The organism is Nostoc sp. UHCC 0302 (assembly GCF_038096175.1).
GTDB lineage: Bacteria > Cyanobacteriota > Cyanobacteriia > Cyanobacteriales > Nostocaceae > UHCC-0302.
The window spans coordinates 7,373,717-7,399,454 of record NZ_CP151099.1; the positions used below are offsets into that span (position 1 = coordinate 7,373,717).

Annotated in this window: 27 protein-coding genes and 1 pseudogene; 12 read left to right on the top strand and 16 right to left on the bottom strand. The window is 43.2% G+C overall.

Annotation, left to right across the window (positions count from 1 at the left end):
* Nucleotides 1–112 precede the first annotated feature (112 nt).
* The 4 genes from WKK05_RS31885 to WKK05_RS31900 all read left to right on the top strand — a co-directional run bounded on the left by WKK05_RS31885 (nt 113) and on the right by WKK05_RS31900 (nt 3,210).
* Nucleotides 113–718 carry a DUF3038 domain-containing protein gene (locus WKK05_RS31885; protein WP_341526995.1) on the top strand — a complete coding sequence of 202 codons (606 nt, stop codon included), beginning with the start codon at nt 113–115 and terminating at the stop codon, nt 716–718.
* A 347-nt stretch (nt 719–1,065) separates the two neighbouring features.
* On the top strand, nt 1,066–2,739 hold the full coding sequence (locus WKK05_RS31890) for a DUF4335 domain-containing protein (protein ID WP_341526996.1): 1,674 nt from the start codon (nt 1,066–1,068) through the stop codon (nt 2,737–2,739).
* A gap of 17 nt (nt 2,740–2,756) precedes the next feature.
* Complete coding sequence (locus tag WKK05_RS31895; RefSeq protein ID WP_341526997.1) at nt 2,757–2,903, top strand: hypothetical protein; 147 nt, start codon at nt 2,757–2,759, stop codon at nt 2,901–2,903.
* Nucleotides 2,904–2,925: 22 nt separating this feature from the next.
* Nucleotides 2,926–3,210, top strand: a complete 285-nt coding sequence (locus WKK05_RS31900) for a YiaA/YiaB family inner membrane protein (RefSeq protein WP_341526998.1) — start codon at nt 2,926–2,928, stop codon at nt 3,208–3,210.
* Between the two features lie 136 nt (nt 3,211–3,346).
* On the opposite strand, the gene WKK05_RS31905 is transcribed toward WKK05_RS31900, so the two are convergent.
* From WKK05_RS31905 to WKK05_RS31915, 3 genes are read right to left on the bottom strand one after another with little or no spacing between them, the layout of a single operon-like run.
* A complete protein-coding gene (locus WKK05_RS31905) occupies nt 3,347–3,805 on the bottom strand; it encodes a ferredoxin (protein ID WP_341526999.1) in 459 nt (152 codons plus the stop codon).
* Nucleotides 3,805–4,191 (bottom strand): DUF1257 domain-containing protein, encoded by a 387-nt coding sequence (locus WKK05_RS31910; RefSeq protein WP_341527000.1) that lies wholly within the window; start codon nt 4,189–4,191, stop codon nt 3,805–3,807. The genes WKK05_RS31905 and WKK05_RS31910 overlap by 1 nt, the downstream gene beginning before the upstream one ends.
* A gap of 35 nt (nt 4,192–4,226) precedes the next feature.
* Complete coding sequence (locus tag WKK05_RS31915) at nt 4,227–4,436, bottom strand: DUF2997 domain-containing protein (protein ID WP_341527001.1); 210 nt, start codon at nt 4,434–4,436, stop codon at nt 4,227–4,229.
* A 586-nt stretch (nt 4,437–5,022) separates the two neighbouring features.
* On the opposite strand from WKK05_RS31915, the gene WKK05_RS31920 reads away from it, so the two are divergent.
* Nucleotides 5,023–5,589, top strand: a complete 567-nt coding sequence (locus tag WKK05_RS31920) for a hypothetical protein (RefSeq protein ID WP_341527002.1) — start codon at nt 5,023–5,025, stop codon at nt 5,587–5,589.
* Between the two features lie 182 nt (nt 5,590–5,771).
* Here WKK05_RS31920 and WKK05_RS31925 read toward each other — a convergent pair whose 3' ends face one another.
* The 4 genes from WKK05_RS31925 to WKK05_RS31940 are packed head-to-tail and all read right to left on the bottom strand — an operon-like array spanning nt 5,772 to nt 7,020.
* The gene (locus WKK05_RS31925) at nt 5,772–6,095 is read right to left on the bottom strand and encodes a type II toxin-antitoxin system PemK/MazF family toxin (protein ID WP_341527003.1); all 324 of its coding nucleotides are present in this window, start codon (nt 6,093–6,095) and stop codon (nt 5,772–5,774) included.
* Nucleotides 6,089–6,349, bottom strand: a complete 261-nt coding sequence (locus WKK05_RS31930; RefSeq protein WP_341527004.1) for an AbrB/MazE/SpoVT family DNA-binding domain-containing protein — start codon at nt 6,347–6,349, stop codon at nt 6,089–6,091. The genes WKK05_RS31925 and WKK05_RS31930 overlap by 7 nt, the downstream gene beginning before the upstream one ends.
* Before the next feature lie 2 nt (nt 6,350–6,351).
* Nucleotides 6,352–6,762 (bottom strand): type II toxin-antitoxin system VapC family toxin, encoded by a 411-nt coding sequence (locus tag WKK05_RS31935; protein WP_341527005.1) that lies wholly within the window; start codon nt 6,760–6,762, stop codon nt 6,352–6,354.
* Between the two features lie 3 nt (nt 6,763–6,765).
* Nucleotides 6,766–7,020, bottom strand: a complete 255-nt coding sequence (locus WKK05_RS31940; RefSeq protein ID WP_341527006.1) for a hypothetical protein — start codon at nt 7,018–7,020, stop codon at nt 6,766–6,768.
* Nucleotides 7,021–7,295: 275 nt separating this feature from the next.
* On the opposite strand from WKK05_RS31940, the gene WKK05_RS31945 reads away from it, so the two are divergent.
* Nucleotides 7,296–8,318, top strand: coding sequence for a saccharopine dehydrogenase-like oxidoreductase (locus WKK05_RS31945; protein WP_341527007.1), 1,023 nt, complete (start codon nt 7,296–7,298; stop codon nt 8,316–8,318).
* Nucleotides 8,319–8,383: 65 nt separating this feature from the next.
* Here the strand turns inward: WKK05_RS31945 and WKK05_RS31950 are convergent, their stop codons facing one another.
* The 4 genes from WKK05_RS31950 to WKK05_RS31965 form a co-directional block, all read right to left on the bottom strand.
* Entirely contained in the window at nt 8,384–8,944 is a 561-nt protein-coding gene (locus WKK05_RS31950; protein ID WP_341527008.1) for a hypothetical protein, read from the bottom strand.
* A 173-nt stretch (nt 8,945–9,117) separates the two neighbouring features.
* A complete protein-coding gene (locus WKK05_RS31955) occupies nt 9,118–10,341 on the bottom strand; it encodes a type II secretion system F family protein (RefSeq protein ID WP_341527009.1) in 1,224 nt (407 codons plus the stop codon).
* A gap of 75 nt (nt 10,342–10,416) precedes the next feature.
* Entirely contained in the window at nt 10,417–11,538 is a 1,122-nt protein-coding gene (locus WKK05_RS31960) for a type IV pilus twitching motility protein PilT (protein ID WP_341527010.1), read from the bottom strand.
* Between the two features lie 388 nt (nt 11,539–11,926).
* On the bottom strand, nt 11,927–13,939 hold the full coding sequence (locus WKK05_RS31965; RefSeq protein WP_341527011.1) for an ATPase, T2SS/T4P/T4SS family: 2,013 nt from the start codon (nt 13,937–13,939) through the stop codon (nt 11,927–11,929).
* Between the two features lie 358 nt (nt 13,940–14,297).
* On the opposite strand from WKK05_RS31965, the pseudogene WKK05_RS31970 reads away from it, so the two are divergent.
* Nucleotides 14,298–15,198, top strand: a pseudogene (locus tag WKK05_RS31970) (IS982 family transposase).
* Nucleotides 15,199–15,399: 201 nt separating this feature from the next.
* Here WKK05_RS31970 and WKK05_RS31975 read toward each other — a convergent pair.
* Nucleotides 15,400–16,454, bottom strand: a protein-coding gene (locus WKK05_RS31975; protein WP_341525019.1) for an IS630 family transposase whose coding sequence is annotated in 2 segments (ribosomal slippage) — nt 15,400–16,059 and nt 16,062–16,454 — 1,053 coding nt in all. Because the reading frame shifts where the segments join, the coding sequence is not laid out codon by codon here.
* Nucleotides 16,455–16,737: 283 nt separating this feature from the next.
* Here WKK05_RS31975 and grpE point away from each other — a divergent pair.
* The 5 genes from grpE to rsgA all read left to right on the top strand — a co-directional run bounded on the left by grpE (nt 16,738) and on the right by rsgA (nt 23,175).
* Entirely contained in the window at nt 16,738–17,484 is a 747-nt protein-coding gene (grpE, locus tag WKK05_RS31980) for a nucleotide exchange factor GrpE (protein ID WP_341527012.1), read from the top strand.
* Nucleotides 17,485–17,864: 380 nt separating this feature from the next.
* Nucleotides 17,865–19,823 (top strand): molecular chaperone DnaK, encoded by a 1,959-nt coding sequence (gene dnaK, locus WKK05_RS31985; protein ID WP_341527013.1) that lies wholly within the window; start codon nt 17,865–17,867, stop codon nt 19,821–19,823.
* Nucleotides 19,824–20,654: 831 nt separating this feature from the next.
* On the top strand, nt 20,655–21,788 hold the full coding sequence (gene dnaJ, locus WKK05_RS31990) for a molecular chaperone DnaJ (RefSeq protein ID WP_341527014.1): 1,134 nt from the start codon (nt 20,655–20,657) through the stop codon (nt 21,786–21,788).
* Nucleotides 21,788–22,045 carry a sulfurtransferase TusA family protein gene (locus tag WKK05_RS31995; protein ID WP_341527015.1) on the top strand — a complete coding sequence of 86 codons (258 nt, stop codon included), beginning with the start codon at nt 21,788–21,790 and terminating at the stop codon, nt 22,043–22,045. The genes dnaJ and WKK05_RS31995 overlap by 1 nt, the downstream gene beginning before the upstream one ends.
* Nucleotides 22,042–23,175: a small ribosomal subunit biogenesis GTPase RsgA gene (rsgA, locus tag WKK05_RS32000; protein WP_341527016.1), complete on the top strand. Its 1,134-nt coding sequence runs from the start codon at nt 22,042–22,044 to the stop codon at nt 23,173–23,175. The genes WKK05_RS31995 and rsgA overlap by 4 nt, the downstream gene beginning before the upstream one ends.
* Before the next feature lie 8 nt (nt 23,176–23,183).
* Here the strand turns inward: rsgA and WKK05_RS32005 are convergent, their stop codons facing one another.
* Genes WKK05_RS32005 through WKK05_RS32020 form a run of 4 tightly spaced genes read right to left on the bottom strand, consistent with a single transcriptional unit; the run spans nt 23,184 to nt 24,772 of the window.
* The gene (locus WKK05_RS32005) at nt 23,184–23,498 is read right to left on the bottom strand and encodes a hypothetical protein (protein WP_341531295.1); all 315 of its coding nucleotides are present in this window, start codon (nt 23,496–23,498) and stop codon (nt 23,184–23,186) included.
* On the bottom strand, nt 23,462–23,929 hold the full coding sequence (locus WKK05_RS32010; protein ID WP_341527017.1) for a hypothetical protein: 468 nt from the start codon (nt 23,927–23,929) through the stop codon (nt 23,462–23,464). The genes WKK05_RS32005 and WKK05_RS32010 overlap by 37 nt, the downstream gene beginning before the upstream one ends.
* 58 nt (nt 23,930–23,987) lie before the next feature.
* Nucleotides 23,988–24,623, bottom strand: a complete 636-nt coding sequence (locus WKK05_RS32015) for a hypothetical protein (protein ID WP_341527018.1) — start codon at nt 24,621–24,623, stop codon at nt 23,988–23,990.
* 20 nt (nt 24,624–24,643) lie between these two features.
* Complete coding sequence (locus tag WKK05_RS32020) at nt 24,644–24,772, bottom strand: hypothetical protein (RefSeq protein ID WP_341527019.1); 129 nt, start codon at nt 24,770–24,772, stop codon at nt 24,644–24,646.
* Nucleotides 24,773–25,738 lie beyond the last annotated feature (966 nt).

Here is a 25,738-nt window from a genome sequence, read left to right on the forward strand (position 1 = left end):
AAAGCTAACTAGCAGAAGCTTATGGCAAACAGCTAGAGGAAACCAAATTTAATGCTTAACAGTCTGGTTTCAAAATAGGTAACAGCAATAGCCCCAATCAGCCCGATCACCTATGCTAAAAGTTATGCACTCGGCCGCCAACTCAGCCACTCCTAATTCCCAATGGGAGGATTTAATCAAGCTTCCAGCCCCAAATACAGTCCAATGGGACAATATCAAAACCCAATTAGACTTGGTGCTGTTGGCGCTAGAAACTTTAACTGGCATTGGTTCTGAGGCAATGCTTTCGGCGGCAACTAATCTTAATTTAGAGTCAAGGGTTCCAGACCGTGTAGCCTTATGGCGGCTACGCCAGTCAAATCCTTTACGTAAAGGTCAAGGAGGGCGAAAAAAGCTAGATGTAGAAGAAGCGCGATCGCTGGTTCTGATCACTTGCTACCTCGCCAAACAGCACCAAGAACTGATTCGCCGTGCTGTTGGTCTATTAGAACAAACGGCGGAAAATAACCGGGAACCTCATCAGGCTGCTTTACTTGGAGATTACATCGATGCTTTCTGCAACACCTACCAAGAGCGAATGGAAGAGGATGAGCAAATCTCAACGGATTTACTTACCAAATTGGCACTGAAACTGCTTGTAGATTTACTTTTTTACAGTGCCTCTGGTGGACATCGCCGTCTCTGGCTAGCACTTATAGACCGTTCTACAAAATTTTAGATTTGAGATTTTTATCCCTTCGGCTTGGTGCAGTTGCTGATCAAGGAAACCTTTAAGACCCTTACGGGTAAGTGCAGCTATCCCCGCAGGGCTTTACGGCAATTCCTGACGTTGGGAAACCCGCCTATCTCCTAAGCGCTGCCTTACACGCTGGGCTAACGGAAACCTCCGCGAACTTCCCTAGACTCACCGCCCCATCAAAATCCCTTTTGGAAAGTTTGCTAGGTCGGAAAATCAACGCTAGTTAGCATACCTGATGGATATAAGCCTGTCACGGAACTTCTCTAAGCAAACGACTGGCTCAACTTTCCCCAAAATCCCAAATAATAGACCTCGTAGTTTCTGCCATGCCTATATCAAATTCTGTTATTCGTCGCTACACACCTCCCACTTGCACCCTAGAAGTCTTGGCGCAAAGTTCGCCTTTGTCTCGTTGGACGGGAAGAACTGTTCTAAAACAGCTCAATTTTGAACTTCGGTTCGACGATCCGCGACTACCAGAAGAACGTAGAGTTCTTATTCGAGGCGATCGCGACCAACTTGAAGCTTTATGTGATGCGGTCACAATCTACGTACAAGAATTTTTACAGCAATCGCCAGAAAGCTTTTGGGTAACATTCTCCGGCCCCTTAGAGTCAACCGAAGCGCTGGATGACCCAGAAACCAAAGATTTACAACAATCTTCGCTGTCTACCAAAACATTAAAAGCCCTGAATTCTGAGATACCAAGGGCAAACATCTACTTAGAACCTAGTAGCTATTTAACTCATAATTTATTTCTCGGTTCTCTTGCCAATCAGACTTCTGGTTCTGTAATCCAACTCACTCTGCTGCAACTATTCGATTTAGCAAGCGCCTTAGATGAATACTCGGCTGATATCATGGCGTTACCAACTCTCAATACCAGCAGTTCAAGTCCGAGACTACCTACTTGGGCCCCAGTTGCCGCAGTGGTAGCATTAGCTCTAGGTTTAACACCAGTCACTTGGCAATATGCTAATAGCATCAGACAAAAGCAACAGCAGACGGCCAAAACAGCAGCTCCCCAAGAGGCAGAAATTGCTCTAAACTCTTCACCTTCGCTAGACTTTCCCACACCTCAAACCGGACTGACTCCCCCACCTCCAACAGATTTACAATCATCACTGCCAACTTTAGGTTCTACCCCTCCACTTCCTACTTCCGCTTTGCCCTCAAGACCCCAGACATTACCTAATTCCACTTTCTCCAACAATTCTCAAATACTTCCAAATTCTAGTTTGCCAACGGCTTCTCAAACATCGACCAATTCGAGTCTCTCTGGTAAGTCTCAAATATCTTCTAGTTCCAGTTTGACCACCACTTCCCAAACAGCCCCCAATTCTAATCTCTCTAAAGCACCACCATTATTTACAAAAGATGCATTAACTATACCAAGGTCGACAACTCCCACTCTTCCCACCAATCCAGCTACAGCACCTAATCAAATCCCAGGGCAGCAAGTTGCTACTCAACCAAATGTAGGGCAGAACCCCTCAGCTTTAAATCCCCAAACAGGAATTGCTCTGGCCCAGAGGCAGAATCTAGCATCTAGGCAACAAACTAATGATTCTATTGAGAATTCAGTTCCTCCCGTTGGAGATAAACTCTCATTGAATAGCCCTTCTAGAACAGCTGAAAATAATCCATTTATCGATAGATTAGGCAATGGAAGCAAACCGCCCTCGCCACCAGAGGTCAGTACTAATGGCACATTATTTGATACACCTCAAATAGCAGAAGCTAGAGAATACATTAAAAAGCGCTGGCAACCACCAACTGGATTGCGGCAAACATTAGAATATAGTTTGTTACTGGGAATTGACGGCAAAGTTGAACGAATTCTTCCTCTGAATAAGCCAGCCAGAGAATTCGTTAACGACGCTGGTATCCCTGACATTGGTAAACCATTCGTTTCTGCTAATAGGTACGGTCAAAATGTCAGAATTCGAGTTGTTCTAACTCCAGATGGGAAAGTACAAACATTTCCTGAGTCTGAATAATTGAATTAAATTGTTTAATGCCATTTGTCAAACTGGTACATAGTTTGTACCAGTTCTTATTTGCTTTATGTGCTTTTAAGCTTGCCTTTGTGAGTCCAGTTACCAAACTGGTAGTACTGTTGTTGCGGTTGAATGTACCAATCAATACGATCGCAGTTAAATAAAGGAACATAAAAGGTAAAGAATATGCAATCAGTTGGCCCTCAAAAAGACAGCGCCGCTTGGGTTATTCAAACATGGGCGGCTTTTGTACTTTCTATTTCTATGACTACCTTTGGTATTGTAAATTTGCCTGTAGATAGCTGGGTAAAAGGTTTTATGGGTATGGGCTTAGCTTTCTCTGTTGGCTCAACTTTTACTTTGGCAAAAACTAGCAGAGACTTGCACGAAACTAGAAGATTGGCTGCGAGAATTGACGAGGCAAAAGTAGAAAAATTACTCTCACAACATGATTCTCTTAATTTAAAATAAAGATAGTACCTACGGAAAATTCAAAATTAGAATCATTCCCTCATCAAAAGTTAATCATATAACAAAAAATAAAAGGACTGGTATTACCAGTCCTTTTATATAATTATTTAATTTTTAATTATTTAATTTTTTCGTCTTAATAACGGGATTTTTTAGTCTTTAAATTTCGCTTTTTACGCCGCCGTTCGCTAGCAATAACTGCCTGTTCTACCGGATAACCCACCACAGGAATTACCTGAAATTTGCGCTCTTCTTCTAATTTTTTCAGTTCAGTGTAATCAACCCAGTGAATGCAATCAACCGGACAAGTGTCAATTGCCTCTTGGATTACTTCCTCCGCGTCCCCATCTTGGCGAATCACACGCGATCGCCCATAATCTGCTTCAATATAAAAGGTGTTACGCGCAACATGAGCGCAGTGTTTACAACCAATACAGGTGATTTCATCAACATAAACACCCGTTTGACGCAACACCCCGCCCAATTCCGGTTCTAAACCAGAGCGTTCTGGGGCATCCCGTAAGAAACCCCCTAATTCTGGTTCTAAACCGGAGCGGTTGTCTTCTTGTTCCGGCGACGGCAGAAAATCAGCCATTACGCACTCCAGCGCTGTACTACTAGGCGAATCGAACCATCTTCATTTTTTTGCTGTTCTGCAACTTGAAAGCCAACACGAGCTGTTTCTTTCACAACTGTTTGGTAAGCATAGCGCTGTGTTACTTGGCGCAAAAACCCATCTACAGATAAATTTTGCTGCCAATATTGCAAGTCAGCCACCAATTCGTATTCCTTGCCATTCCATCTAAAGCCGATGTCATAGCCATTTTCCTGCTCAATAGTCACTTCCGCAGGATGGGTTTGACCGCGATAGCCGCGTACTTCTTGTGGGCCTGGTTTCCAATCTATGCCCAATTCAGTCAGAGCATCTTTCAAAGAATCAAGGTTACGGATTTGAGTCTTAATTTGGCTAAAGTGTGACATGGTGGTTATGAATTAATGACAATTATTGTGAAAACTTACCAATCGCTATAAGTAGATTGGGTGTTCGCCACACTAGATTGCTGAACCTTCGCGGCGAAAAATTCTGAGGTTGGCTCATGAGTAAATACTTGTCCCAGCTGTGCTTCTATTGCTGCTGTAACCTCAGCGCAAGAAGCACCCACAATACCAGTGACTTTTTCTTGTACCCGACCGTCTGGATAAATTATGAATTCTAATGTCTCCATGCTCTTTGCCAACCACGATAGTACACTTGAATTGTACTGCTTTAGCAGAAGGCTATAAATATAGCCATCGGAACATTCTTACTTAGATACAAACTTGCCATTTGTTAACTAATGTTCCATCTTTCAAAATATATATCTCAGAATCTTTACAAAACTTATTGATATTATAAGTGTATACGTCTGTCATTAGTTAGTTTCTCTTAACCTCATTAATTAGTCAAGGTGATAATTGAGCTTGCAGGGTAACTGATAAAAGTCCTAAAAACAAGTATTTGACTAGTATTTTCAATGATTTGCTTTACAAAAATATAAAGTTTATTGAAAAACTTTATTACTATCGTTAGGTTTATTCTATTCTTTACAAGTATTACCGAAAGGTAGATATGTAGAGTGGATAGAGCATAATTTAATTCGATTAGTAAGATGTTGGAGTTTGTGATCGCCTTTAAGGTATACGTCTATATGTGATCGCCTAGCTGCCTTATACCTCTTGAATAACTGAAACCAATATCACACTCGAACCAGCCCTCTTCTTGACGACCATACAAAGAATAGGCTAGTTTTGGTTCAAATATTGGTTCAACTTGTGGGTCAAAATAAGGTGCAAAAAGCAGTGTATGAGATTCTGCAACGTCAGCAAGAATCTGTGAGGTTCTCCATTACATTGTCAGAAACCGACAACCTTCGCCTTGAAAAGTTCGTTGAACTTATGGGTTTATCGAAAAGTGCTTTCTGTAGTGAGTTGATTGTCGCTGCCCTAGATGATGTTGAGGAGATGCTTGATACTCCTGATTCAATTAGTAATTTATCTCTTCCTTCCGCTGAGGAATATATAAAAGCGTTCACAGCTATCAAAGAGAGCCTAACCAAAAAAAACCAAGCTATGTTGAAGAGTCACTATAAAAATGGCTCTACCACGACACCTGAACTAGCTAAAGCAGCCGGTTACGCAAACTACCGTGCTGTTAACCTTCAATACGCAAGAATAGGTTATATGCTTGCAGAACAATTGCATTGGTCATTACCCAAACACGCTGATGGGTCTCCATTTCCTACTGCTTTTGTAGTTGATTGGAATTTTAATGATGTTTGGTACTGTACTTTGCACCCACAAGTAACTAAAGCACTGAAAATTACGGGTTTGGTGAGATAAAAAGCTTTTCACTCAAAATTTAAGTAAAAGACAGCTAACAGGTCATAACGTGAAAATTTTTGGTGTGGCATAAAGTTCGTAACGCAAAAAGCACCTGAAGACTATCTTCAACAAGTAATATTAAGCGATCGCTAGCCAGCTTATACTTATTTTTGGTTTACTGCACTGAGGTGTTAAATAGTTCACTCGGCAAACATATCAGCCAAGGTATCGAGAACTGCTCTTTGCTCGTCGGAACTAATTTTACCCATATGTTTGACCAATCGAGCCTTATCCACTGTACGAATTTGGTCAAGCACAATCTGCCCATCTTTGCCTTGAAACTGACAAGCTACGCGTGTGGGATATGCTTGTCCCTTTGTAGTCATTGGAGCAATAATTAGGATAGCAATATGGCAGTTCATCTCGTCTGGCGAAATTATTACACAAGGGCGCGTTTTTTCAATTTCACTGCCAATAGTGGGAGCGAGATTAACTAGGAAAACATCAAAACGCTTGACTACCATTCCCATTTGACCTGATCCCAGTCTGTTGTGCTTAAGTCATCTAGCAGAATATCATCATGTTGTTCTGCCATTGCAGCAAAAGCTTCATCCCAGCCAACTCGTAATTGTGGTGCTGCGCGAACAATTAGGTGATTAGCATGAACTTCAATTTCAACCTCTGTATGAATACCACTTTGCTGTAATAGCGGTTTTGGAATACGAACACCTTGAGAATTGCCAATTTTAACAATTCGGGTTCTAATAGCTGCGCCCATGTTTAGATCACTTTAAAAAGTTTAGTAATTACATTGTATTTACGATTGACGAAAATCGCCAAGTGCAGCATTCTAAGTTGAGTAATCCAACGGAAATCATCTGCATTTCTTGTTATCAAGGTGAGTCCATACACTAAAGCAGTTCCGGCAATAATTGCATCACCTAAAGTCATTCGTTTCTTTTGTCTCAGAATTACTGCTTGGTTTAATACATCTTGAGATATTGGTAGAACCTGAGCAACTTGAAAGAATTCCTCAAAATACTGACGTTGTTGCTCTGTAAGTGAATGGTAGCCTAACACTTCTAGGTAACTGAGTGCAGATACCGCAGGTACATACTCAGCAATTAATTCTCTTAGTTTGACGTGTTTTGGTTGAGCAGAATAGATAATAATATTGCTATCGAGTAGCACGTTTTATCGTCCCGGAAGTGAACGGTCTTTACAGGTTTCTTGCTGCCACACAACTGGATCAACATCAGTCATCGCTTGACTTGCAGCAAGATTTTCTAATACTTGAGCCATTCTCCGTCCACGAATCTTGTTATCTAAAACTGGTTCCTTTTCTAGGACAGTAACTTGGACTTGGATCAGTTGCTCTCCAAATTCAGGTACTTGATCAATCCACTCTAGACGACTTCCCTTCAACCAAGCCCTGAATGTTCTTAGCATTGTAAGAGCAAATTAATAACTAACTGCAAATGTACCTCATCATAACTTGGCGACGCCTCTACAGCAGATTACGCTTAAGCATTCCACTGAAGCAAGATATTTCGTTGCCAAATTAGAGAGCGCGATCGCTTTCTTGTAAAAAAACGCATCTCAAAGCCAAAGAACCCAGGATAATGAATCATAATTAACCTCTATAGCTTTTAGTCCATTAGCCACAAACCAGAAACTAAGATGGTGAACGCTAAAAGCTTTTAATTCAACTCAACAAATTGACTATGAATGCAGAACAACTCAAAAGTTCTAATAATGTCCCGCCAGCAATCCGCGTGGGAGTACTGGGTTTCGGCGGACTAGGACAAGCAGCCGCCAAGCTACTTGCTGCTAAACGGGAAATGATTTTAGTCGCAGTGGCAGATCAAAAAGGCTACGCTTACGCTGCTGAAGGTTTAAATATTCAAGAATGCATTGCAACTTACCAATCCCAAGGTTCAGTAGGTTATTTAGAACCAGTGGGTACATTAACAAATCCTAGTATCCAAGATTTAATTGAAAGCACACAACCTGTAGATGGGTATTTCCTGGCTTTACCCAACCTACCCAACAACTTTATTCCCTCTGTAGCCCAGCAGTTTATCGAATCTGGTTGGCATGGCGTACTCGTAGATGCTATCAAGCGCACTAGTGCTGTAGAACAGCTATTGGCGATGAAAGAAGAACTGCAAGCAGCAGGAATTACCTACATGACAGGATGTGGGGCTACACCTGGACTGTTAACCGCAGCAGCAGCTTTAGCAGCCCAAAGCTATGCTGAAATTCACAAAGTAGACATTACCTTTGGGGTAGGAATTGCTAACTGGGAAGCTTACCGTGCCACTGTTAGGGAAGATATTGGTCATATGCCTGGTTACACAGTGGAAGCTGCTAGAGCAATGACAGATGCCGAAGTAGAAGCATTATTAGATAAGACTAATGGCGTATTGACCTTAGAAAATATGGAACACGCCGATGATGTAATGTTAGAAGTTGCAGGGATAGTAAGTCGCGATCGCGTTACTGTTGGCGGCGTAGTCGATACTCGCAATCCTAAAAAGCCTCTCAGCACCAACGTTAAAGTAACAGGACGCACGTTTGAAGGTAAAATTTCCACCCATACCTTCACCCTTGGAGATGAAACCAGCATGGCAGCTAACGTTTGCGGCCCTGCCTTTGGTTATTTAAAAGCTGGTGTACAACTCCACCAACGCGGTATTTACGGTATATTCACTGCTGCCGAAATTATGCCGAGATTTGTGAATTAAGAATGAAAAATTAAAAATGCAAAAGAAGAATTTCTCTTGCATTTTTAATTTTAATTTTCCTTGGTCTAAGTTGGTGGAAGTTCTGAAGAGCAATAGTCTATAGGATTTTCCTCAACTAACCATTGAGGTGTTTCCAAGACAAATGGAAGTTCTGCTCCCACGAGGCCCCGCTTGATACGTTCTGATGTTTCGGCAAAAACGACAAACAAGGGGTATATAGTATTCGCTCCCTCGCTCAAAATGTGGTTGTGGCGGGGAGGCATCAACCACTCATAGTCTTTATCTAGCCAAACTTGTGTTTGTCGCCAGCGTCCCAATAAGTCAGAAAAATCTTCATGGGGACGATGAATAAAAACTAAAATTTCTTCTCCAGTTTTGACTTTCCACTCTGGATCGCACATCAAAAATGCTACATCACAGGGTAAACAAGTCGTCTGTGGAGCCGAACTTGCGATGTTGCGAAGACGAACAATTGGCAAGGGTATGGTGATGATACTTTCATCTGGACGGCGCAAACTAGGAATTAACTCTAAATATGGTCTGTGTTGCTTCAGTAAGGCGATCGCAGCCAGATGATTAGTGTACTCTGCCAAGCTCGCTTCGTAGTGAGATTTTTGCACAGGCATAGCTAATTAAATTAGTTAAGAGTTAGCAGTGAAAAGTTAAGAATAAAAACAATTAATTAGGAGTTATAAATTAGGACTAAAGAGTTTCAATTCCTAACTCCTAACTCCTGTATAGACGCGTAGACGCTCGAAGAGCAGCTTTTCGTAAGAGTATAATCGCGTCTCTTAATTATCTAGCCTAGCTTTTCGAATACTTTAAACATAGGCAAATACATTGCTAGCAAAATGGTTCCAACCATTCCCCCTAGAACCACAATCATCACCGGTTCCAAAATACTGGTCATTGCTTTTACTGCTTGTTCAACTTCATCCTCATAGAAATCGGCAACTTTCATCAACATTGCATCTAATTCTCCAGTTTCTTCTCCGATACTAATCATCTGAATTGCCATAGCCGGAAAAACACTATCTTTTTGTAAAGCAATGCTAATCATACCTCCTTGTTGAATCTCCATACGGGCTGCATCTATGGCATTAGCAATCACTTGATTTCCTGATGTATCTCGGACAATTTCTAAGCAAGTTAAGATTGGCACGCCTGAACGAGTCAAAGACCCAAAAGTACGGCTAAAACGGGCAACCGAAGATTTTTGAATCAAGTCACCAAATAATGGCATCTTGAGAGAAAGCCGATCAATTGTTATGCGACCAACAGGAGTTTTACCGTATTGTGTATAGGCAATTTTCAATCCTACAAGAACAGCGATAAGTACGAAAACCTTCGGACTTCTCAAAAATTGACTAGCATCCATCAAGAATTGCGTTAAAGGTGGTAATTCAGTTCCAATTTCTGTAAAAATCTTCGCAAAAACCGGAATCAGAAAAATGGTCATGCCGAGAAAGATAGCAACTGCGATAAAACCAACGACTACTGGATAAGACAATGCAGATTTAATTTGGTTTTGTAAGCGGGCAACATCTTCTAACAACTTGGCTAAGCGATTCAATACTTCGTCTAGAACACCACCAACTTCGCCAGCTTGAATCATACTGACATATAACCCATCAAAGCAATCAGGATGCTTCCGCATTGACTCTGAAAGATTCATTCCGGTTTGGACATCGTTGCTAATGTCCACAAGAGCTTGTTTCAGTTTAGGATTACTACACTGTTCAGAAAGTACCCCCAGACTTCTAACGATCGCAACACCCGCATTCATCAAAACGGCAAATTGACGGGAAAAAACTGCTTTGTCTTTAACAGAAACCTTAACGAGAGAATTCTGAAATTTTTTTAACTCCAAGCTTGGCTGAAAACCTTGGGATTGTTTGAGTTCTTGAACTACAAAACCTTTATCTCTAAGATTAGTACGGGCTTGCGCCAAAGATTCAGCAACAAGTTTTTCTGTTCTAGATTTTCCTTGTGAGTCTCGAACACGGGCAACGTAGGTAGGCATAAATCAATTCAAAATTCAAAATTGGGAATTAAGTCAATATTCCAAAGTCAAAAGCCTTTTATCTCCCTAGTTCCTTTAATGCGCTCTAGCAGCTGCGCCAGGTTTTGCACCTGCTGGTGGTGCAGTAGCACCGATAAGGCGCTGGATTTCATCTGGCTTAGAAGTTTTAGACATCGCCGCTTCAAAGGAGATTGTTCCTGCTTTGTAGTAATCAGCTAAAACCTTCTCCAGAGTTTGCATCCCCAATTTGCCACCAGTCTGAATAGCTGAGTAAATTTGAGATGTTTTGCCTTCTCGAATCAAGTTAGAAATAGCAGGAGTGACAATCAGAATTTCTTGAGCCATCACCCGACCATACTCACCGGGTTTGGGGTTTTTCTTAGGTATCAAAGTCTGGCTAAATACCGCTACTAATGAGTTAGATAACTGCACCCGCACTTGGGTTTGTCTTTCATGGGGGAAAACGTCGATAATCCGGTCAACTGTCTGTGCAGCGGAACTTGTGTGTAGCGTACCAAATACCAAGTGTCCTGTTTCCGCAGCCGAAATTGCCAAAGAAATCGTTTCTAAATCGCGCATTTCTCCCACCAGAACAATATCTGGGTCTTCCCGCAAAGCTGCTTTCAAAGCATTGGCAAAGCTCTTAGTATCTTCACCCAGTTGTCGTTGGTGAACTAAGCTTTTAATTGGTTCATAAACAAATTCAATCGGGTCTTCCACCGTTAAAATGTGCTCTGCTTTGGTGCGGTTAATCAAGTCAATCATTGCCGCTAAAGTAGTTGTCTTTCCGGAACCTGTAGGGCCTGTTACCAGAATTAGTCCTCTAGGCTTATCCGACATTTCTCGCACTACATCTGGCAGACCTAATTTTTCAAAGTTAGGAATCTTAGAACTTAATGCCCGTAAGCAAGCAGCGTATGCACCACGCTCTTTATAAACATTCACCCGGAAGCGAGCTAAACCTTTAACACCGTAGGAACAATCTAACTCCCAAGTCTGTTCCAAGGTTTTACGCTGAGTATTGTTGAGCATACTAAAAATCAGTCTTTGACACTGATCTGCCGTTAGTACATGCTCACCTATAGGGGTGAGTTTGCCACTGATGCGGAAGTAAGGAGGCAAACCTGCGGATAAATGCATATCCGAGCCACCCATTTCAATCAATTGCTCCATCAGGTCTTCAATCATCATTTCCATAGTTCTGCTTCCTTTTAATGTTTTATTTGTCCTTTGTCAGTTGTCATTTGCTCAAAGTTACTAACTATCGGCCAATGACCAATACTTCTCTACGAGAGGCTGCGCCCTAAGCGTAGCTATGCCGCAGGCTTTACGACTTCTGTGCGAGACCGGAGGCGTTAGCGAAGCTTTCGCTTTAGCGATACGCTCAGTACAAGTGACCAATGACTATTAGCCCTCTTTTGTTACTCTGGGAAAAGAAAAATCAAAGCCAAATTTTGAACTGTAGATAGAACAGGCATTTGAGTGTTTATTTTCTAACACAATGGCTGAAATCATGGTTTTTTAGTAAAAGTCTTATGCTGTAAGCATTCCAGATTATTCTCTCCCGAAAGTGATAAAAGAGGGATTAGTCTTGAAACCGGGATGTCATACAGTAGGGGCAATCCAGCCATTCCGGTTTCAATGTGGCATCGCAAGTCCGGCAGGTAAGGCCAGTCTTACGTTTGGCTTTTAACTCGGCTTCCAAACCAGTATCAGTAAAGGTCACGCGTTCTACTTCTTCTAGGGTGGTAGCACCTTGGCGCACTAAGTCCAAACTGTAAGCCAGCAAGGTTTTCATCCCCTCTTCTACTGCCACTTCTTTGATGCGTTCCGTGGGTGCTTCCTCGTTGATGAGAGTTTGCAGATTTTCAGTGACTCGCATGACTTCATAAACGCCACAACGTCCTTTGTAGCCGACACCATTACACGCTGGGCAAAGCTGATTTTTACTTTTGGCTTCTGCGATCGCATCTAATGTCAAGGTGTTAGCTTTATAGAAGGTAATTCCCACATCAGAGGAAGCTGATAGACCATAACGAGCTAGTTCCTCGATTGTGGGCGTGTAGGGGACACGACATTCAGAACATACACGCCGCACCAAACGTTGAGCTAAAACGCCAATTAGGGAACTAGAAACCATGAAAGGCTCAATCCCCATTTCACCCAAACGAGCGATCGCACCTGGGGCATCATTGGTATGTAAGGTAGTTAATACTAAGTGACCGGTCAAGGCAGCCTCAATTGCTGTTTTTGCCGTTTCCTTGTCCCGTGTTTCACCCACCAGCAGCACATCTGGATCTTGCCGCAAGAAAGCCCGCAGGGCGGTAGCAAAATCCAGCCCTTTTTCCCGAATCACCTGTACTTGAGTAATCCCTGGAAGACTGTACTCAATTGGGTCTTCTACGGTACTGATATTAATTCCGGGATCGTTCTTTTCTGAGAGTGCAGAATACAGCGAAGTTGTTTTTCCAGAACCAGTTGGCCCAGTTACCAAAATTAGACCAAAGGGACGGCTAACCATATCTTGGACAATATGCAAAGTCTCCGGATCGGTAATTAACTTATTCAATCCCAGTTGGGTAGAGGAGTTATCCAAAATCCGCAGCACCACCTTTTCCCCGTAGCGACTGGGCAAGGTGTTCACACGGAAGTCCACTTTACGTCCCTCAAACATCCGCCGAATGCGTCCATCTTGAGGTAAACGTCTTTCGGCAATATCTAAATTAGAAATAATTTTAAATCGGGCTGTTACTGCCGGGATGATTTTTTTCGGTAAGGGATCAAAAGCTTCACGCAGTACCCCATCTTTCCGAAAGCGAATGCGTAAGTTTTCTTCTTGCGGTTCGATATGAATATCAGAAACCTTCTCATGCAAGGCTTTAGCTAGGATTCTGTTGACTAGGTTGATGACTGGGGCATCCTCCGCACCCTTCATCGCTGCCCCTAGATCAGCCTCCATTTCTTCAGGAGCATCTGAAATATCTAGATTTCCGAGATTTTCTAAATCCTGATTAATATCTGTAAACTTTTCTTGTTCTAGGTGCTTTTGGCGAACAGCCAGTTCATCTAAGTATTGGTTAATTAGCTGCTGGTAATCCTCCTGCGTAATCACCATGCGCTGCAATGCTAACCCTTGCGGACGCAAGATGCGATTGAGTTCATCAGAAGCCTCTAGATTATCCGGAGCGACCATCGCCACTAAAACTGAGGGCGGTTTTTGATCCTCTTGTTTCGACAGTGGTACTAACCGATGGCGACGACAAATATCCACTGGGATCAGGGTTTCAATTAGGTTCCCCACCATCGTGTTGCCAACTTGGTTGACTTCCGGATCAAGGAATTCAACTCCGTATAGTATTTTAAGTTCAAATAGCTGCTGTTTCTTGTATTGCCTGAGCAACTCAGGTGATAGTTGTTGCCCAGTAATTGACTCTAATACTTCTGTTAACGGTATGCCAGATTTGCGGCTTTCAATTAGTGCTTGCCTCATCTGTTCGCTATTGATATAGCCGGATTGCACTAGCTTGTTGCCGAAAGGCGAAAACTCTGTTCTGGTAGTTAAAGCGGTACTGCGCCGTTGTGGTGACGAGGAAGTCATAAATGAGCAATGATTAGGGAAACCTCTGATTCAAGTATTCCCAGCCGAAAGACAGAATTCTCATTTACGAAAAAAGTTCTATGTGCTGATCATCTCAAACTTTTGGTTGAGTCTTGATTTTTGGAAGTGTAACAGCACAGGTTCTATGAGTAGCTAGCATGCGTCCTGGCAAAAGCCGCCACACTGACTTCTCACTTTACAAAATGAAGCGTATTTGTAACGCCAGTTACCTACAACAGTAAACCTGTCTAAGCATTCTCATACAATTTTCGGCTTGATTCGTAGGTTAACCTGAGTTCGGGATAAGGAAAGGGACAGGTAGTAAGCTGAAAATAACGTCAAATCCAGCACCTGTCCTATGTTTAGTTTAGAATTTTTGTTCTGCCATGTAGATGATTTTTGTAAGGCGTTTGAAAGCCAATGGCACAAAAAGCTGTTGGTACATCGAGGAATAAGACGGATTCGGGCTAGAAGTCTGTGTTTGAGTGAAATAATGACGATACTGATTGCATTTCATCAAAATCACTACCGGAATTTCAAGCATTTTTATTTGAATCATGTCAAACAGCAATGGAGTTGTGCTTTTCCGGGACTGCCGAGTTATCAACGATTCATTGAATGGATACCATCAACCTTGATACCTTTGTGCGTTTACCTGAAGCATTGTTTTGGACGGTGTACGGGTATCGGTTTTATCGATTCAACATGTCTGAAGGTCTGCCATAATCGTCGGATTTCTCGGCATAAGGTTTTTGAAGGTTTAGCAGTTCGTGGAAAGACTTCTGTGGATTGGTTTTTCGGGTTTAAGCAACATAAAAGTCGTCAATGAACTTGGTCAACTCTTAAATGTGGTTCTTACTCCTGGTAATATTGATGACCGTCAACCAGTTCCCGATTTCCTCAGTGATCTGTTTGGCAAAATATTTGGCGTTAGCGAAGCTCACCGAAGGTATCGCGGATATGTCTCTCAAAAACTGGCTTCTCAACTTTTGCAAGAGTTCGACATTAAATTTTTTGCCAAACCCCGTCGCAACATGAAAAACTATTTGATGCATCTCCATGATAAGCTCTTATCCCGTAAACGCTCCATTATTGAGACTATTAACGATCAACTTAAGAATATTTCTCAAATCGAACATTCTAGACACCGAAGCCCCGTTAATTTCTGCGTTAACGTTCTGTGCGGATTAATCGCTTATTGCCATCAACCTAACAAACCCAGCCTTCAAATGGAATGGCTTTTACCTCAATCTGCTTAACCCGAACTCAGGTTAGGTTACTCTATTCAGAACACAGTTCTTTTGAAGGAATAATACTAATTGAGAAATAGTTAAATTTTAAGTAGTAATTCGTTAAAAATTCACCCCTGGCTATGAATAAGGGGCGAATGAGACTGAGCGCTACTCTTCCAAAATACTTAAGTAGGTAGGCACCGAAATTTTCTACTATGTAACAAAATCTTAAGTTGATAATCTAGAGCTAAATTTTACACGATGTGTGTTGTGATTGTTTTTTTTTCCTCTAGCTTGAACACCATTGATGACGGCGTAAGCGAGATCTAGCTCATCATCAAATGCTTGCCCGGATAACTCATCTTTCTTGAGATGTTGCCATTCCAATTCAATTGGATTCATTTCTGAGCAATATTTCGGGAGAAAAAAGATGTACAAACCCTGACTTTCCCATTTTTTCCACAATTGTTGAACTTCTTGGCAGCGATGTATTGGCCCGTTATCTTGCACAATCACGCTGATACGTCCAGTTTCTTGGGCTTGTTTGGCTTCTTTCTCCATCATTTCTATATAAGATTTACGGTCAACACCACCGATAACTAAACCGTAAACAAAACTGATTAAAGGTTGGAGAAGCCCGATAATACTTAATCTGCGACCACGGCGTTTAGTCTGTTCTAACCGTTTTTGCTCACCTCTAAAGTAATATGTATAACTAGGTTCGCTCCACATACAGAACCCTGACTCGTCTAGGTATTTCAGGTCTATTTCACCAGTGGCAGCAGCTAATTCCAACATGTCTAGGTCTGCTTGCTTGTTTGCTCGTGCTACTGGGTCTTGTTTTCCTTTATGGCTTTTCCTTGTCCGTTTCCAATCGACCCCCTTTTTTTGAGTACCCGTCTTAATCTGTCGGCACTCATCTCAACGTTGCGTTCTGTTTTCAACTTCAAAGCTAACTGAGAACTATTGTATGTGCGTGGCTCGTTTCTGAGGCATTCTTCTAAAAATATCATGTCATCCTCAAGCCACTTTGGTTTCCCCCCTCGCCCAGGAGATTCCCAAAGCCCTTCTGTGCCCAGTTTTTGCCATTGATGCAAAACTTTTGTGACTGTTTTTTTGTGACAATCAAAGTGATCTGCTATCTTCTCTACATACCAACCATGTGCATTTAGCCTGATTATTTCCGCCCTGTCTTTGACTTTCTGTGGTACATCCTGTTTTCTCAGATTTAGTAAAGTTTGGTCTTGCTCAGGAGTCAGAAATACCCTTAAACGCGCACCCATACACCAACTACCTTGTAGATGCATTATCAGTCTTTACATATCTTAACATAGCTGACTTTTTTGGCACCTACCTACTTACTCTTAGAGTTACTCTACTCATTCGGGTTACCACCCCAGACACATCTACGCTAATGCGTTCACCATTTGTCACAATAATGAGGACGGTGACATCACTCCAGAAACTTGACGGCAGCAAAATCAACCTCAGTTGTCAGTTGTAAATAACAACGATCGCAAACTGTGGAGATACACTGCCGTAAATAGTATCTGGGATGAGTAGATAATGATGGATGAAAATAAACAGGTCAACAATACAAGCCAGCAATTGGGTGAACCAACAGAGGTAAAGCAAGCAATTATGAGCGACTCCCCAACCCAAATTAATTACAACGAACCTGGCAGCGAGGTTACTGAGCAAGTGGCAGCCCCAAACAATGTATCTGGAGATACGGCGCTTACACCAGACAATGGCGTCGCTGCAAGTGAGAAGACTGAAGCGCAAACGGCAGCTTTAGCAGAATTGACTCAACAAATCGAGTCCCTCAAAGCGCAGTTAGAAGAGCGTAGTACTCAATATATGCGGATTGCCGCTGATTTTGAGAATTACCGTAAACGCACTAGCAAAGAAAAAGAAGAGCTAGAAGTGCAAATGAAGCGGAACACGATTCTGGAATTGCTACCAGTAGTCGATAATTTTGAGCGGGCGCGATCGCACCTCAAACCGCAAACTGATGGCGAGATGACAATTCACAAAAGTTATCAAGGCGTTTACAAACAATTAGTGGATTCTCTGAAGCGCTTAGGTGTATCACCAATGCGTCCTGAAGGCCAAGAGTTTGATCCCAACCTCCATGAAGCAGTAATGCGGGAACCTACGGATGAACATCCTGAAGGAACAGTGTTAGAAGAGTTAGTGCGCGGATATTACTTGGGTGAGCGCGTGTTGCGCCATGCAATGGTCAAAGTAGCTGCTCCAAAGGAAGATACACCTTCTGTGGAGGAAGATCAGTCGAGTCCAGCCAACAGTTAAGCTGTACCGCTCGCCTCGCTGACCAAAAGTGCCTGGGTTCTAGCAAGGCGAGTATTTTTACGGAGGCATTGGGATGATGAGGAGAGAAGTCTGAGCAGTTCGCGGAGCGTCTCCGACAGGAGAAGAGAGGAAGCCTCGGCTCAGAACTTCGCAGGGATGAGGGAAAAGAGAATAATTGTCTACTTACCTCTCCCACAGCCCCCAACCCCAAATGGAGCGACGGACACTTTGCTAAAGCCGGGAAACCCGCCCACATAAGTGTCCTCCCCTAGCCCCACTCCCCATCTCCAACAGAGGTTATCTGCTAAACCTGGGTTCGTAGCAAAAAGATAGTCCGCGACACATTACAGCATAAGAACTCAGGAATAATACTGGTAAGTATGGGAAAAGTTATTGGGATCGACTTAGGCACTACTAACAGTTGCGTCGCAGTTTTAGAAGGTGGTCAACCACTTGTAATTGCCAGTTCTGAAGGTGGACGAACGACTCCTAGTATTGTGGGATTTGGTAAGAGTGGCGATCGCTTGGTCGGACAATTAGCAAAGCGTCAAGCTGTAACCAATGCCGAAAACACAATATACAGTATAAAAAGATTCATCGGTCGTCGTTGGGAAGACACTGAAGTAGAACGCGATCGCGTACCTTATAAATGTGTTAAAGGTCGAGACGATACCGTTGATGTCCAAATTCGCGGACAAAATTACACTCCCCAAGAACTTTCCGCGATGATCCTGCAAAAGCTAAAACAGGATGCAGAAAACTTTTTGGGTGAAACTGTAACTCAAGCAGTGATCACCGTACCTGCGTATTTTACAGATGCCCAAAGGCAAGCCACTAAAGATGCTGGCACTATTGCCGGACTAGAAGTCCTACGGATCATCAACGAACCAACAGCTGCTGCCTTAGCTTTTGGCTTGGAAAAACAAGACCAAGAGCAGCTTATTTTAGTATTCGACTTGGGAGGCGGTACTTTTGACGTATCCATCCTTCAACTTGGCGATGGAGTTTTTGAAGTTAAGGCGACTTGTGGCAACAACCACTTGGGTGGAGACGACTTTGATAACTGTGTTGTCCGCTGGATGATTGAACGCTTTCTAGAACAAGAAAAAATCGACCTCTCCCCAGATAAAATGGCACTGCAACGCCTGCGCGAAGCAGCGGAAAAAGCAAAAATTGAACTCTCCAGTATGGTGAATACCTCTATCAACTTGCCATTTATTACCGCTGATAATACAGGCCCTAAACATCTGGAGATGGAACTCAGCCGGGCTAAATTTGAAGAGCTTTCAGCCCGTTTAATTGAAGGTACTATTGAACCGATGATCCAAGCGCTCAAAGACGCGGATCTCAAACCACAGAATATAGAGCGGATTATTTTGGTGGGTGGTTCTACTCGCATTCCCGCAGTCCAAAACGCTCTAATCAAGTTTTTTAATGGCAAAGCTCCTGATCGCTCTGTCAATCCTGATGAAGCTGTAGCATTAGGAGCTGCTATCCAAGCTGGTGTGCTTGGTGGGGAAATTGATAATCTCTTACTGTTGGATGTCACCCCCCTGTCCTTGGGAATTGAAACTTTAGGAGAAGTGTTCACTAAAATTATTGAACGCAACACCACAATTCCCACCAGTAAGTCACAAATATTTTCTACAGCAGTTGATGGACAAACCTCGGTAGAGGTTCACGTTCTCCAAGGTGAACGGGCTATGGCAAGGGATAATAAGAGTCTCGGCAAATTTTTGCTGGCAGGAATCCCTCCATCTCCCCGTGGCGTACCTCAAATTGAAGTATCTTTTGAAATCGATGTTAACGGCATCCTGAAAGTTTCTGCTCAAGATAAAGGCACAGGTAGAGAGCAGAGTATCAGGATTACCAATACAGGTGGCTTAAGTACTAATGAAGTCGAACGGATGCGGCAAGAAGCCGAATTGTTTGGTGAAGAAGACAGAAGACGCAAAGAACTGGTTGAACTTAAAAACCAAGCAGATAATCTGTTGTTCAGTTACGAATCTACTTTGAAGGATAATGGCAGTCTCATCGGCGAACAGATAAAAGTCATAGCAAGTGAAAAAGTTTCACAACTCCAAGCTGCAATGACAGACTCTAGCATTTCCACAATTGAGTTTAAGCAGCGCTTAGAAGACTTCCAACAAACTCTGTTTGCCATTGGTGCCGATGTTTATAACCGCGCTAATAGCCAAAATGATGAAGTTGAAGAAGGTTCAGGAAGTTACTTGTCCTCGGAACCAGACTCACCCATGAACGGCACACTCATACCACAATTCAATTTTGATTTTGACGAAGAAAATACTGCACAGGCAGATTACGAGGCAATAGATTAAGGATTGGGCATGGGGCATAGGGCATTGAGTGAACTCCTCTCCAGTTCCCAATCCCCAGCAATGCACTGAGTTTCGACTACTTCGGCTGCGCCCTTCCCTGCGGGACGCTACGCGAACGGCTACGCCCTTCAGCTACGCTCAGGACAGGCTCAGGACAAGTTCAGCACAAGTGCGCTCAACTACCGCCTGTCGTAAAGCCTGCGGCATAGCTACGCTTAGGGGGCAGCCTCTCGTAGAGAAGTGTCCCCAATCCCTAGTCCCCAACCCCCAATCCCCAGTCGCTGGTTTTATACCCCAAAGGTTTGCTAGATTGTAGAAACGAATCGCCGTGGGCTAGAGGGCGTTCCATTACAGATGCGATCCAATGCATTTGGAGGGTTTTCCACACCTGATAGTGCGGCTAGCTCCTCTGGTTAATGGGCGGAGTTTTCTCCTCCTACGTAGCACAATTGTAAAAGAGACAGCCTCAGGCAGTGAGAAGTCCGAACAGAGGCTTCCTCTGCTCAAACCTTCCGTAGCTTTTGTCGTCTCCCACGAGGAAAGCATATTGCTTCAGATTTACTGGCGATTTTTGTAAAAGGTAAAAGGTAAAATCAATTATTAACAAAAAGTAACTTTTGCCTTCTACCTTAAGGAACTTGTGGGCGGCAGACGATGCGCTCAAAGTTCTCTCTGCTTCAGCAAACTCCTGATGTTTTACCACAAGTCGCCTTAAATTAGACACTGTGTTGTGGGGGCTTCCCCTTAAAGCTAGTGTCTGTGGCGACTACGGCAAAAACCGCGCAATAGAGTTCTCTCTGCTTTCTTCCTTCTAACTTTTACCTTTGCTATATGGCCCGCGACTATTATGAAATTCTGGGTGTCTCTCGTGACGCCGACAAAGAAGAAATCAAACAAGCCTATCGCCGCTTAGCCCGGAAGTATCACCCAGATGTGAACAAGGAACCGGGTGCGGAGGAGCGCTTTAAAGAGATTAACCGCGCTTATGAGGTACTCTCCGAACCAGAAACCCGCACACGTTATGATCGTTTTGGCCCAGAAGGTGTTTCAGGTGCAGCTGGTGTAGGCTTCCAAGATATTGGTGACATGGGTGGCTTTGCTGATATCTTTGAAAGCATTTTTAGCGGCTTTGCTGGCGGCGGTGTGGGTGGCCCAACGCAACAAAGACGGCGCAGTGGGCCTGTGCGGGGTGATGACTTACGCCTAGACCTGAAGTTAGACTTTCGGGAAGCAGTATTTGGCGGTGAAAAAGAAATTCGCATTTCGCATCTAGAAAATTGCGAAGTCTGTAGCGGTTCTGGTGCTAAACCTGGAACACGACCTCGCACTTGTTCTACTTGTAGTGGCTCGGGTCAAGTACGCCGTGTTACCAGAACGCCCTTTGGTAGCTTCACCCAAGTATCGACTTGTCCCACGTGTAACGGGACGGGAATGGTAATTGAAGATAAATGTGATGCGTGCGACGGTAAAGGGGCAAATCAAGTAACGAAGAAACTCAAAATTACCATTCCAGCAGGGGTGGATAACGGCACGCGTTTGCGGATATCACAAGAAGGAGATGCAGGTCAACGCAGTGGCCCTCCTGGGGATTTGTACGTTTACTTGTTCGTAAATGAGGATGAGGAATTTCAACGGGATGGCATTAATATTCTCTCGGAAATCAAAATTAGTTACTTGCAGGCTATTTTAGGTTGTCGGTTGGAGGTAGAGACGGTAGATGGGCCTGTAGAACTGATAATTCCTGCCGGAACCCAGCCGAATACGGTAATGAAACTGGAAAATCGTGGCGTACCCCGCTTGGGAAATCCCGTAAGTCGCGGTGATCATATGCTGACGGTATTAATTGATATTCCTAACAAAGTGACGCCAGAGGAGAGAGAACTATTGGAGAAGCTGGCTAAAATTAAGGGAGACCGCACTGGTAAAGGCGGACTTGAAGGATTCTTGGGAAACCTGTTTAAGTGATGAAGCCCTCCTCTGTTTCAACTCCCGATGCTCAACTGGATTTGCGCGGTACTCCTTGCCCAATTAACTTTGTGCGAACAAAACTATGTCTGGAAAAGATGCAACCAGGAGCTTTGCTAGAAGTCTGGCTAGACCCCGGAGAGCCAATTGAGCAGGTTCCCGATAGCCTAATAATGGCAGGTTATCAAGTGGAACAAATTCAAGACTGCGCTAGTTATTTTTCTCTGTTAGTACGCCGTCCCGTTACTGACCAATGAAAGGGGAAAGTTTTGCTGCTTCTGGACAGTTATTGGGTACGGTGCTGGCCGTGCAGGCTAATTTTTACCGAGTACAGATGGATCAAGAGGATGGAGAGCAGGGAAGCAGGGGAGCGGAGGAGAAAAATGAAATAAATGCTCCTTTGCCTCTGTGCCTCTCTGCGACTCTGCCTCCTGTTCTGCTTTGTACCAGAAGAACACGCCTGAAAAAAATCGGGCAACAGGTCATGGTAGGCGATCGCGTAGTCGTAGAAGAGCCAAATTGGACTGAAGGACAAGGGGCAATCGCTAATGTTTTACCCCGCCACAGCCAATTGGATCGACCAGCGATCGCGAATGTTAACCAAATTCTATTGGTATTTGCTGTAGCTGATCCGCCTCTAGAACCTTACCAATTGAGCCGATTTTTGGTTAAAGCTGAGTCTACAGGCTTGGATGTGCTTTTATGCTTGAATAAAAGTGATTTAATTTCACAACAAGTGCAGCAGCAAGTTAGCGATCGCCTGCTCGCTTGGGGCTATAAACCGCTATTTATTAGCGTTAAAAATGATATAAATACCGAGGAAGTAGTCGGTTATCTGAGTAATAAAATTACTGTAATTGCTGGGCCTTCTGGCGTAGGTAAATCTAGCCTGATCAATGGGTTGATTCCCGATGCTAACCTGCGAGTGGGAGAAGTTTCTGGCAAACTAGCTCGTGGTCGTCATACCACCCGCCATGTAGAATTATTTGAATTGCCAAGTGGTGGTTTACTGGCAGACACTCCCGGCTTTAATCAACCTGATCTGGATTGTACTCCAGAAGAATTAGTACACTATTTTCCAGAAGCAAGAGAACGTTTAGCAGTTGCTAAGTGTCGGTTTAGCGATTGTCTGCACCGAGATGAGCCTGAGTGTGCTGTGCGGGGAGATTGGGAACGCTATCCACATTATTTGGAATTTTTGGACGATGCGATCGCCTATCAAACTCATCTGCACCAACAAGCAGATCCCGAATCTACAATGAAGTTAAAAAGCAAAGGCAAAGGGCAGAGTCAATACGAACCCAAGTTAGAAAGTAAAAAATATCGCCGTATTTCCCGCAAGACTCAGTTACAAGACTTGCAGGAATTATATCGGGATGAAGAATAAAGAAGACTTTACTTTGTCGCTGGCTTTACCAGAGGATCAGCTTTTTGGGCGATCGGTGCAGCGCTCATCTGGCTGCAAGTCTTGATCCAAGATGTAACTGTTCGGGTTTCTGGGTTGCGGGAATCACAGGTTTGCGAGTTTAAGGGCTGATTGGCAAACTCTGGATTAGCACTTACCCGCAGTATAGCAATCGGTACTGTCACTCCAAAAGCAACCATCAATCCTATCCAGCCCAAGATGTATCGGTGCATCCTGGTAGTTGAATTTTGCATCACAATTAACACTCCTACATCAACGACAGCCAAGGGAACAACGGATGCCACGCCATAGCTGTTGCCAGCGTGAACAACCCAAACAGACAAACTAATAAAGTCCGCGGCTTTACCTGCCGATGCTTCAATATCTGATGCAGCAATGCCCAACTCACCCACCAACCGATAAAAAACATCATTTCCTTACCCGCATAGTTTTCTAGGTTGCCCCACATCGGGTCAGGGTTCATCGCCCCTGGAATCCAGCGACCCATCTGAATCACAATCTGATTGTTTGATTTAGAAAGCTCGGCAAAGTGGTGAGTTGCCATCATCGCAACGGCTCCCAATCCGCCGCTAATTAGGGCAGCGGCAGCGGGGCCAGAAACGGTGGGTGGAGCAGATGAACCGGCATGAAGTCCTTTGGGAAACTGCTTAAACTCGTTCCAGAAGCGAGTGTAAATTGGCTTACTCCCTACGGGTTGAACCAGAGGTTTTGGCATGATAGATTTTCCTAAATAAATTGAAATTGCCCCTGTTTGGGCTGGAGAAGATACTGAACTAGAGGGCGTGGACTTTGGCGATCGCTAGCCCTGATACCAAACCTCCCATTGCAAAAAACATCATGCCCATCAAAGCTACACAGGTTGCTGTCAGTACCGGACGATTTTGCTTATCTAAAATAGAGTCGCTGTAGTGCCATAAAATCCAGGTACAGGCGACCCCCAGCGGCAGCGTAAACAGACAGCTAAATTCGTGGAACTCCATGAAAATGTATTGAACTAGAGGCGTGTTCGCCTTCAGCCAAGCCCGCGCCCCACCATAGGCAATGTTTGCTCGGTAACGGGTGTAAGCGATATTACCCGTAAAGACGCCAAGGGTAGTGATTACGGTAGACCAAAAGGTTAAGGTTCGCATTTGGGGCAGCACTTTGCTAGATCCCCGCAGTAAGGGAAATGCCAGATGTCCTGTGTAGGCCACCACTATTGTGGTTAGTACGGCACTGAAACTGTGGATTGTTCCTAGCGATCGCTGCCACGGACTGGGGTGAAGTAAATTGACCAATGGCAAAAACAAGAACAAGCCCCCAGAGAGAATCGCCAAGCCATAGACACTGACGGTGGCAATATCTAGCTGTCTAGGAAACTCAGGGGAAACGCTTTTTGACTCTAGTGATTGAAATTTGGACTCTTGCATAGATAAACTCGAATTGAATTTTAGATTTTGGATCTTGGTGTATTAAACTTCCAACAGAACCGACCCCAGTCTGCGAGCGATCGCTGATCATTCAGCATCAAGCAAGCTTCTGAGGATATGGATGTAAATAGTGCCAAAGTAATTGACATTATTTAGATTCAATTTCTTGATAAAAAACTCAATATTTTCGCAAGACGAATTTCATAAAGCACAAAATTTGACACACTAATGCATCAATTACAATGTGCTTTGAGCATAATTCTTAAGCGCAAAAGCTTTATTGGTTCAATTAGTAACTCTTGAGAGTTAATCCTAACTATCACTTTTGAGACAATACAGCTCATTGAGAACTAGTGTCAATAGCTCAAATAAAATTTTTACGTAATATCCTTGTTGTCAAGTGAAAAAAGTAATAAATATATTTTTAAGCTGAAAATTTTTGAAATTATTATTGCCAGATCATCTCATCACTTTTGGATTTAAGTTTTGTGATTGCGTAGCGTTAGCGAGTGATCTCTCAAGAGACACCTATGTTTTAATCGTAAAAAGCAATTTTTGTCAATAGTAATGATGACAAAAATATCAACTTCCTTAAGTATCTAATTAAGGATTATACTGAGTCTTTCGAGCAAGGGATGAATAGATATAGGAGTGAAAATGACGTAGGCACAATTTATGAATTGTACCTACCAAGAATTTCGGGCAACGCATAATTAATTCACCAGATGTCCAAAGATGCTTTTAAATATGACGTGTAAACAAAAAGCGGCTTGCCTTTGGGATCGCTAGCTTTAAAATTATGTTTTCTACCCTGATTTGCAGTATGAACACTTTTAAGTATTATTACTTGTTCAAAAATTGTTTATGACCTTAATCTGTTACTAATGCTCTTGAACTGTCCTCGCCCAAGGGAAGCTACCGTGTACACACAAGTATAGGCCACAGCTGAGTAAGTATTTTCAATACAGGCTTATACAATAAGCAAATAAGCAGGTTTTATAACTAGTTAACAACAAGACAGGGGCATGGGCATAACATTGTTGTGTTCACACACACTATATTTAACTCAATTGAAAACTCCTCTTACAATCCCCATAAAGTCTTAAAATATTGTT

Excerpts from the sequence above, each read along its gene's own strand:
- WKK05_RS31885 (WP_341526995.1), top strand. The coding sequence starts at position 113 with ATGCTAAAAGTTATGCACTCGGCCGCCAACTCAGCCACTCCTAATTCC.
- WKK05_RS31890 (WP_341526996.1), top strand. The coding sequence starts at position 1,066 with ATGCCTATATCAAATTCTGTTATTCGTCGCTACACACCTCCCACTTGC.
- WKK05_RS31895 (WP_341526997.1), top strand. The coding sequence starts at position 2,757 with ATGCCATTTGTCAAACTGGTACATAGTTTGTACCAGTTCTTATTTGCT.
- WKK05_RS31900 (WP_341526998.1), top strand. The coding sequence starts at position 2,926 with ATGCAATCAGTTGGCCCTCAAAAAGACAGCGCCGCTTGGGTTATTCAA.
- WKK05_RS31905 (WP_341526999.1), bottom strand. The coding sequence starts at position 3,805 with ATGGCTGATTTTCTGCCGTCGCCGGAACAAGAAGACAACCGCTCCGGT.
- WKK05_RS31910 (WP_341527000.1), bottom strand. The coding sequence starts at position 4,191 with ATGTCACACTTTAGCCAAATTAAGACTCAAATCCGTAACCTTGATTCT.
- WKK05_RS31915 (WP_341527001.1), bottom strand. The coding sequence starts at position 4,436 with ATGGAGACATTAGAATTCATAATTTATCCAGACGGTCGGGTACAAGAA.
- WKK05_RS31925 (WP_341527003.1), bottom strand. The coding sequence starts at position 6,095 with ATGGTAGTCAAGCGTTTTGATGTTTTCCTAGTTAATCTCGCTCCCACT.
- WKK05_RS31930 (WP_341527004.1), bottom strand. The coding sequence starts at position 6,349 with ATGGGCGCAGCTATTAGAACCCGAATTGTTAAAATTGGCAATTCTCAA.
- WKK05_RS31940 (WP_341527006.1), bottom strand. The coding sequence starts at position 7,020 with ATGCTAAGAACATTCAGGGCTTGGTTGAAGGGAAGTCGTCTAGAGTGG.
- WKK05_RS31945 (WP_341527007.1), top strand. The coding sequence starts at position 7,296 with ATGAATGCAGAACAACTCAAAAGTTCTAATAATGTCCCGCCAGCAATC.
- WKK05_RS31950 (WP_341527008.1), bottom strand. The coding sequence starts at position 8,944 with ATGCCTGTGCAAAAATCTCACTACGAAGCGAGCTTGGCAGAGTACACT.
- WKK05_RS31955 (WP_341527009.1), bottom strand. The coding sequence starts at position 10,341 with ATGCCTACCTACGTTGCCCGTGTTCGAGACTCACAAGGAAAATCTAGA.
- WKK05_RS31960 (WP_341527010.1), bottom strand. The coding sequence starts at position 11,538 with ATGGAAATGATGATTGAAGACCTGATGGAGCAATTGATTGAAATGGGT.
- WKK05_RS31965 (WP_341527011.1), bottom strand. The coding sequence starts at position 13,939 with ATGACTTCCTCGTCACCACAACGGCGCAGTACCGCTTTAACTACCAGA.
- grpE (WP_341527012.1), top strand. The coding sequence starts at position 16,738 with ATGATGGATGAAAATAAACAGGTCAACAATACAAGCCAGCAATTGGGT.
- dnaK (WP_341527013.1), top strand. The coding sequence starts at position 17,865 with ATGGGAAAAGTTATTGGGATCGACTTAGGCACTACTAACAGTTGCGTC.
- dnaJ (WP_341527014.1), top strand. The coding sequence starts at position 20,655 with ATGGCCCGCGACTATTATGAAATTCTGGGTGTCTCTCGTGACGCCGAC.
- WKK05_RS31995 (WP_341527015.1), top strand. The coding sequence starts at position 21,788 with ATGAAGCCCTCCTCTGTTTCAACTCCCGATGCTCAACTGGATTTGCGC.
- rsgA (WP_341527016.1), top strand. The coding sequence starts at position 22,042 with ATGAAAGGGGAAAGTTTTGCTGCTTCTGGACAGTTATTGGGTACGGTG.
- WKK05_RS32010 (WP_341527017.1), bottom strand. The coding sequence starts at position 23,929 with ATGCCAAAACCTCTGGTTCAACCCGTAGGGAGTAAGCCAATTTACACT.
- WKK05_RS32015 (WP_341527018.1), bottom strand. The coding sequence starts at position 24,623 with ATGCAAGAGTCCAAATTTCAATCACTAGAGTCAAAAAGCGTTTCCCCT.
- WKK05_RS32020 (WP_341527019.1), bottom strand. The coding sequence starts at position 24,772 with ATGTCAATTACTTTGGCACTATTTACATCCATATCCTCAGAAGCTTGC.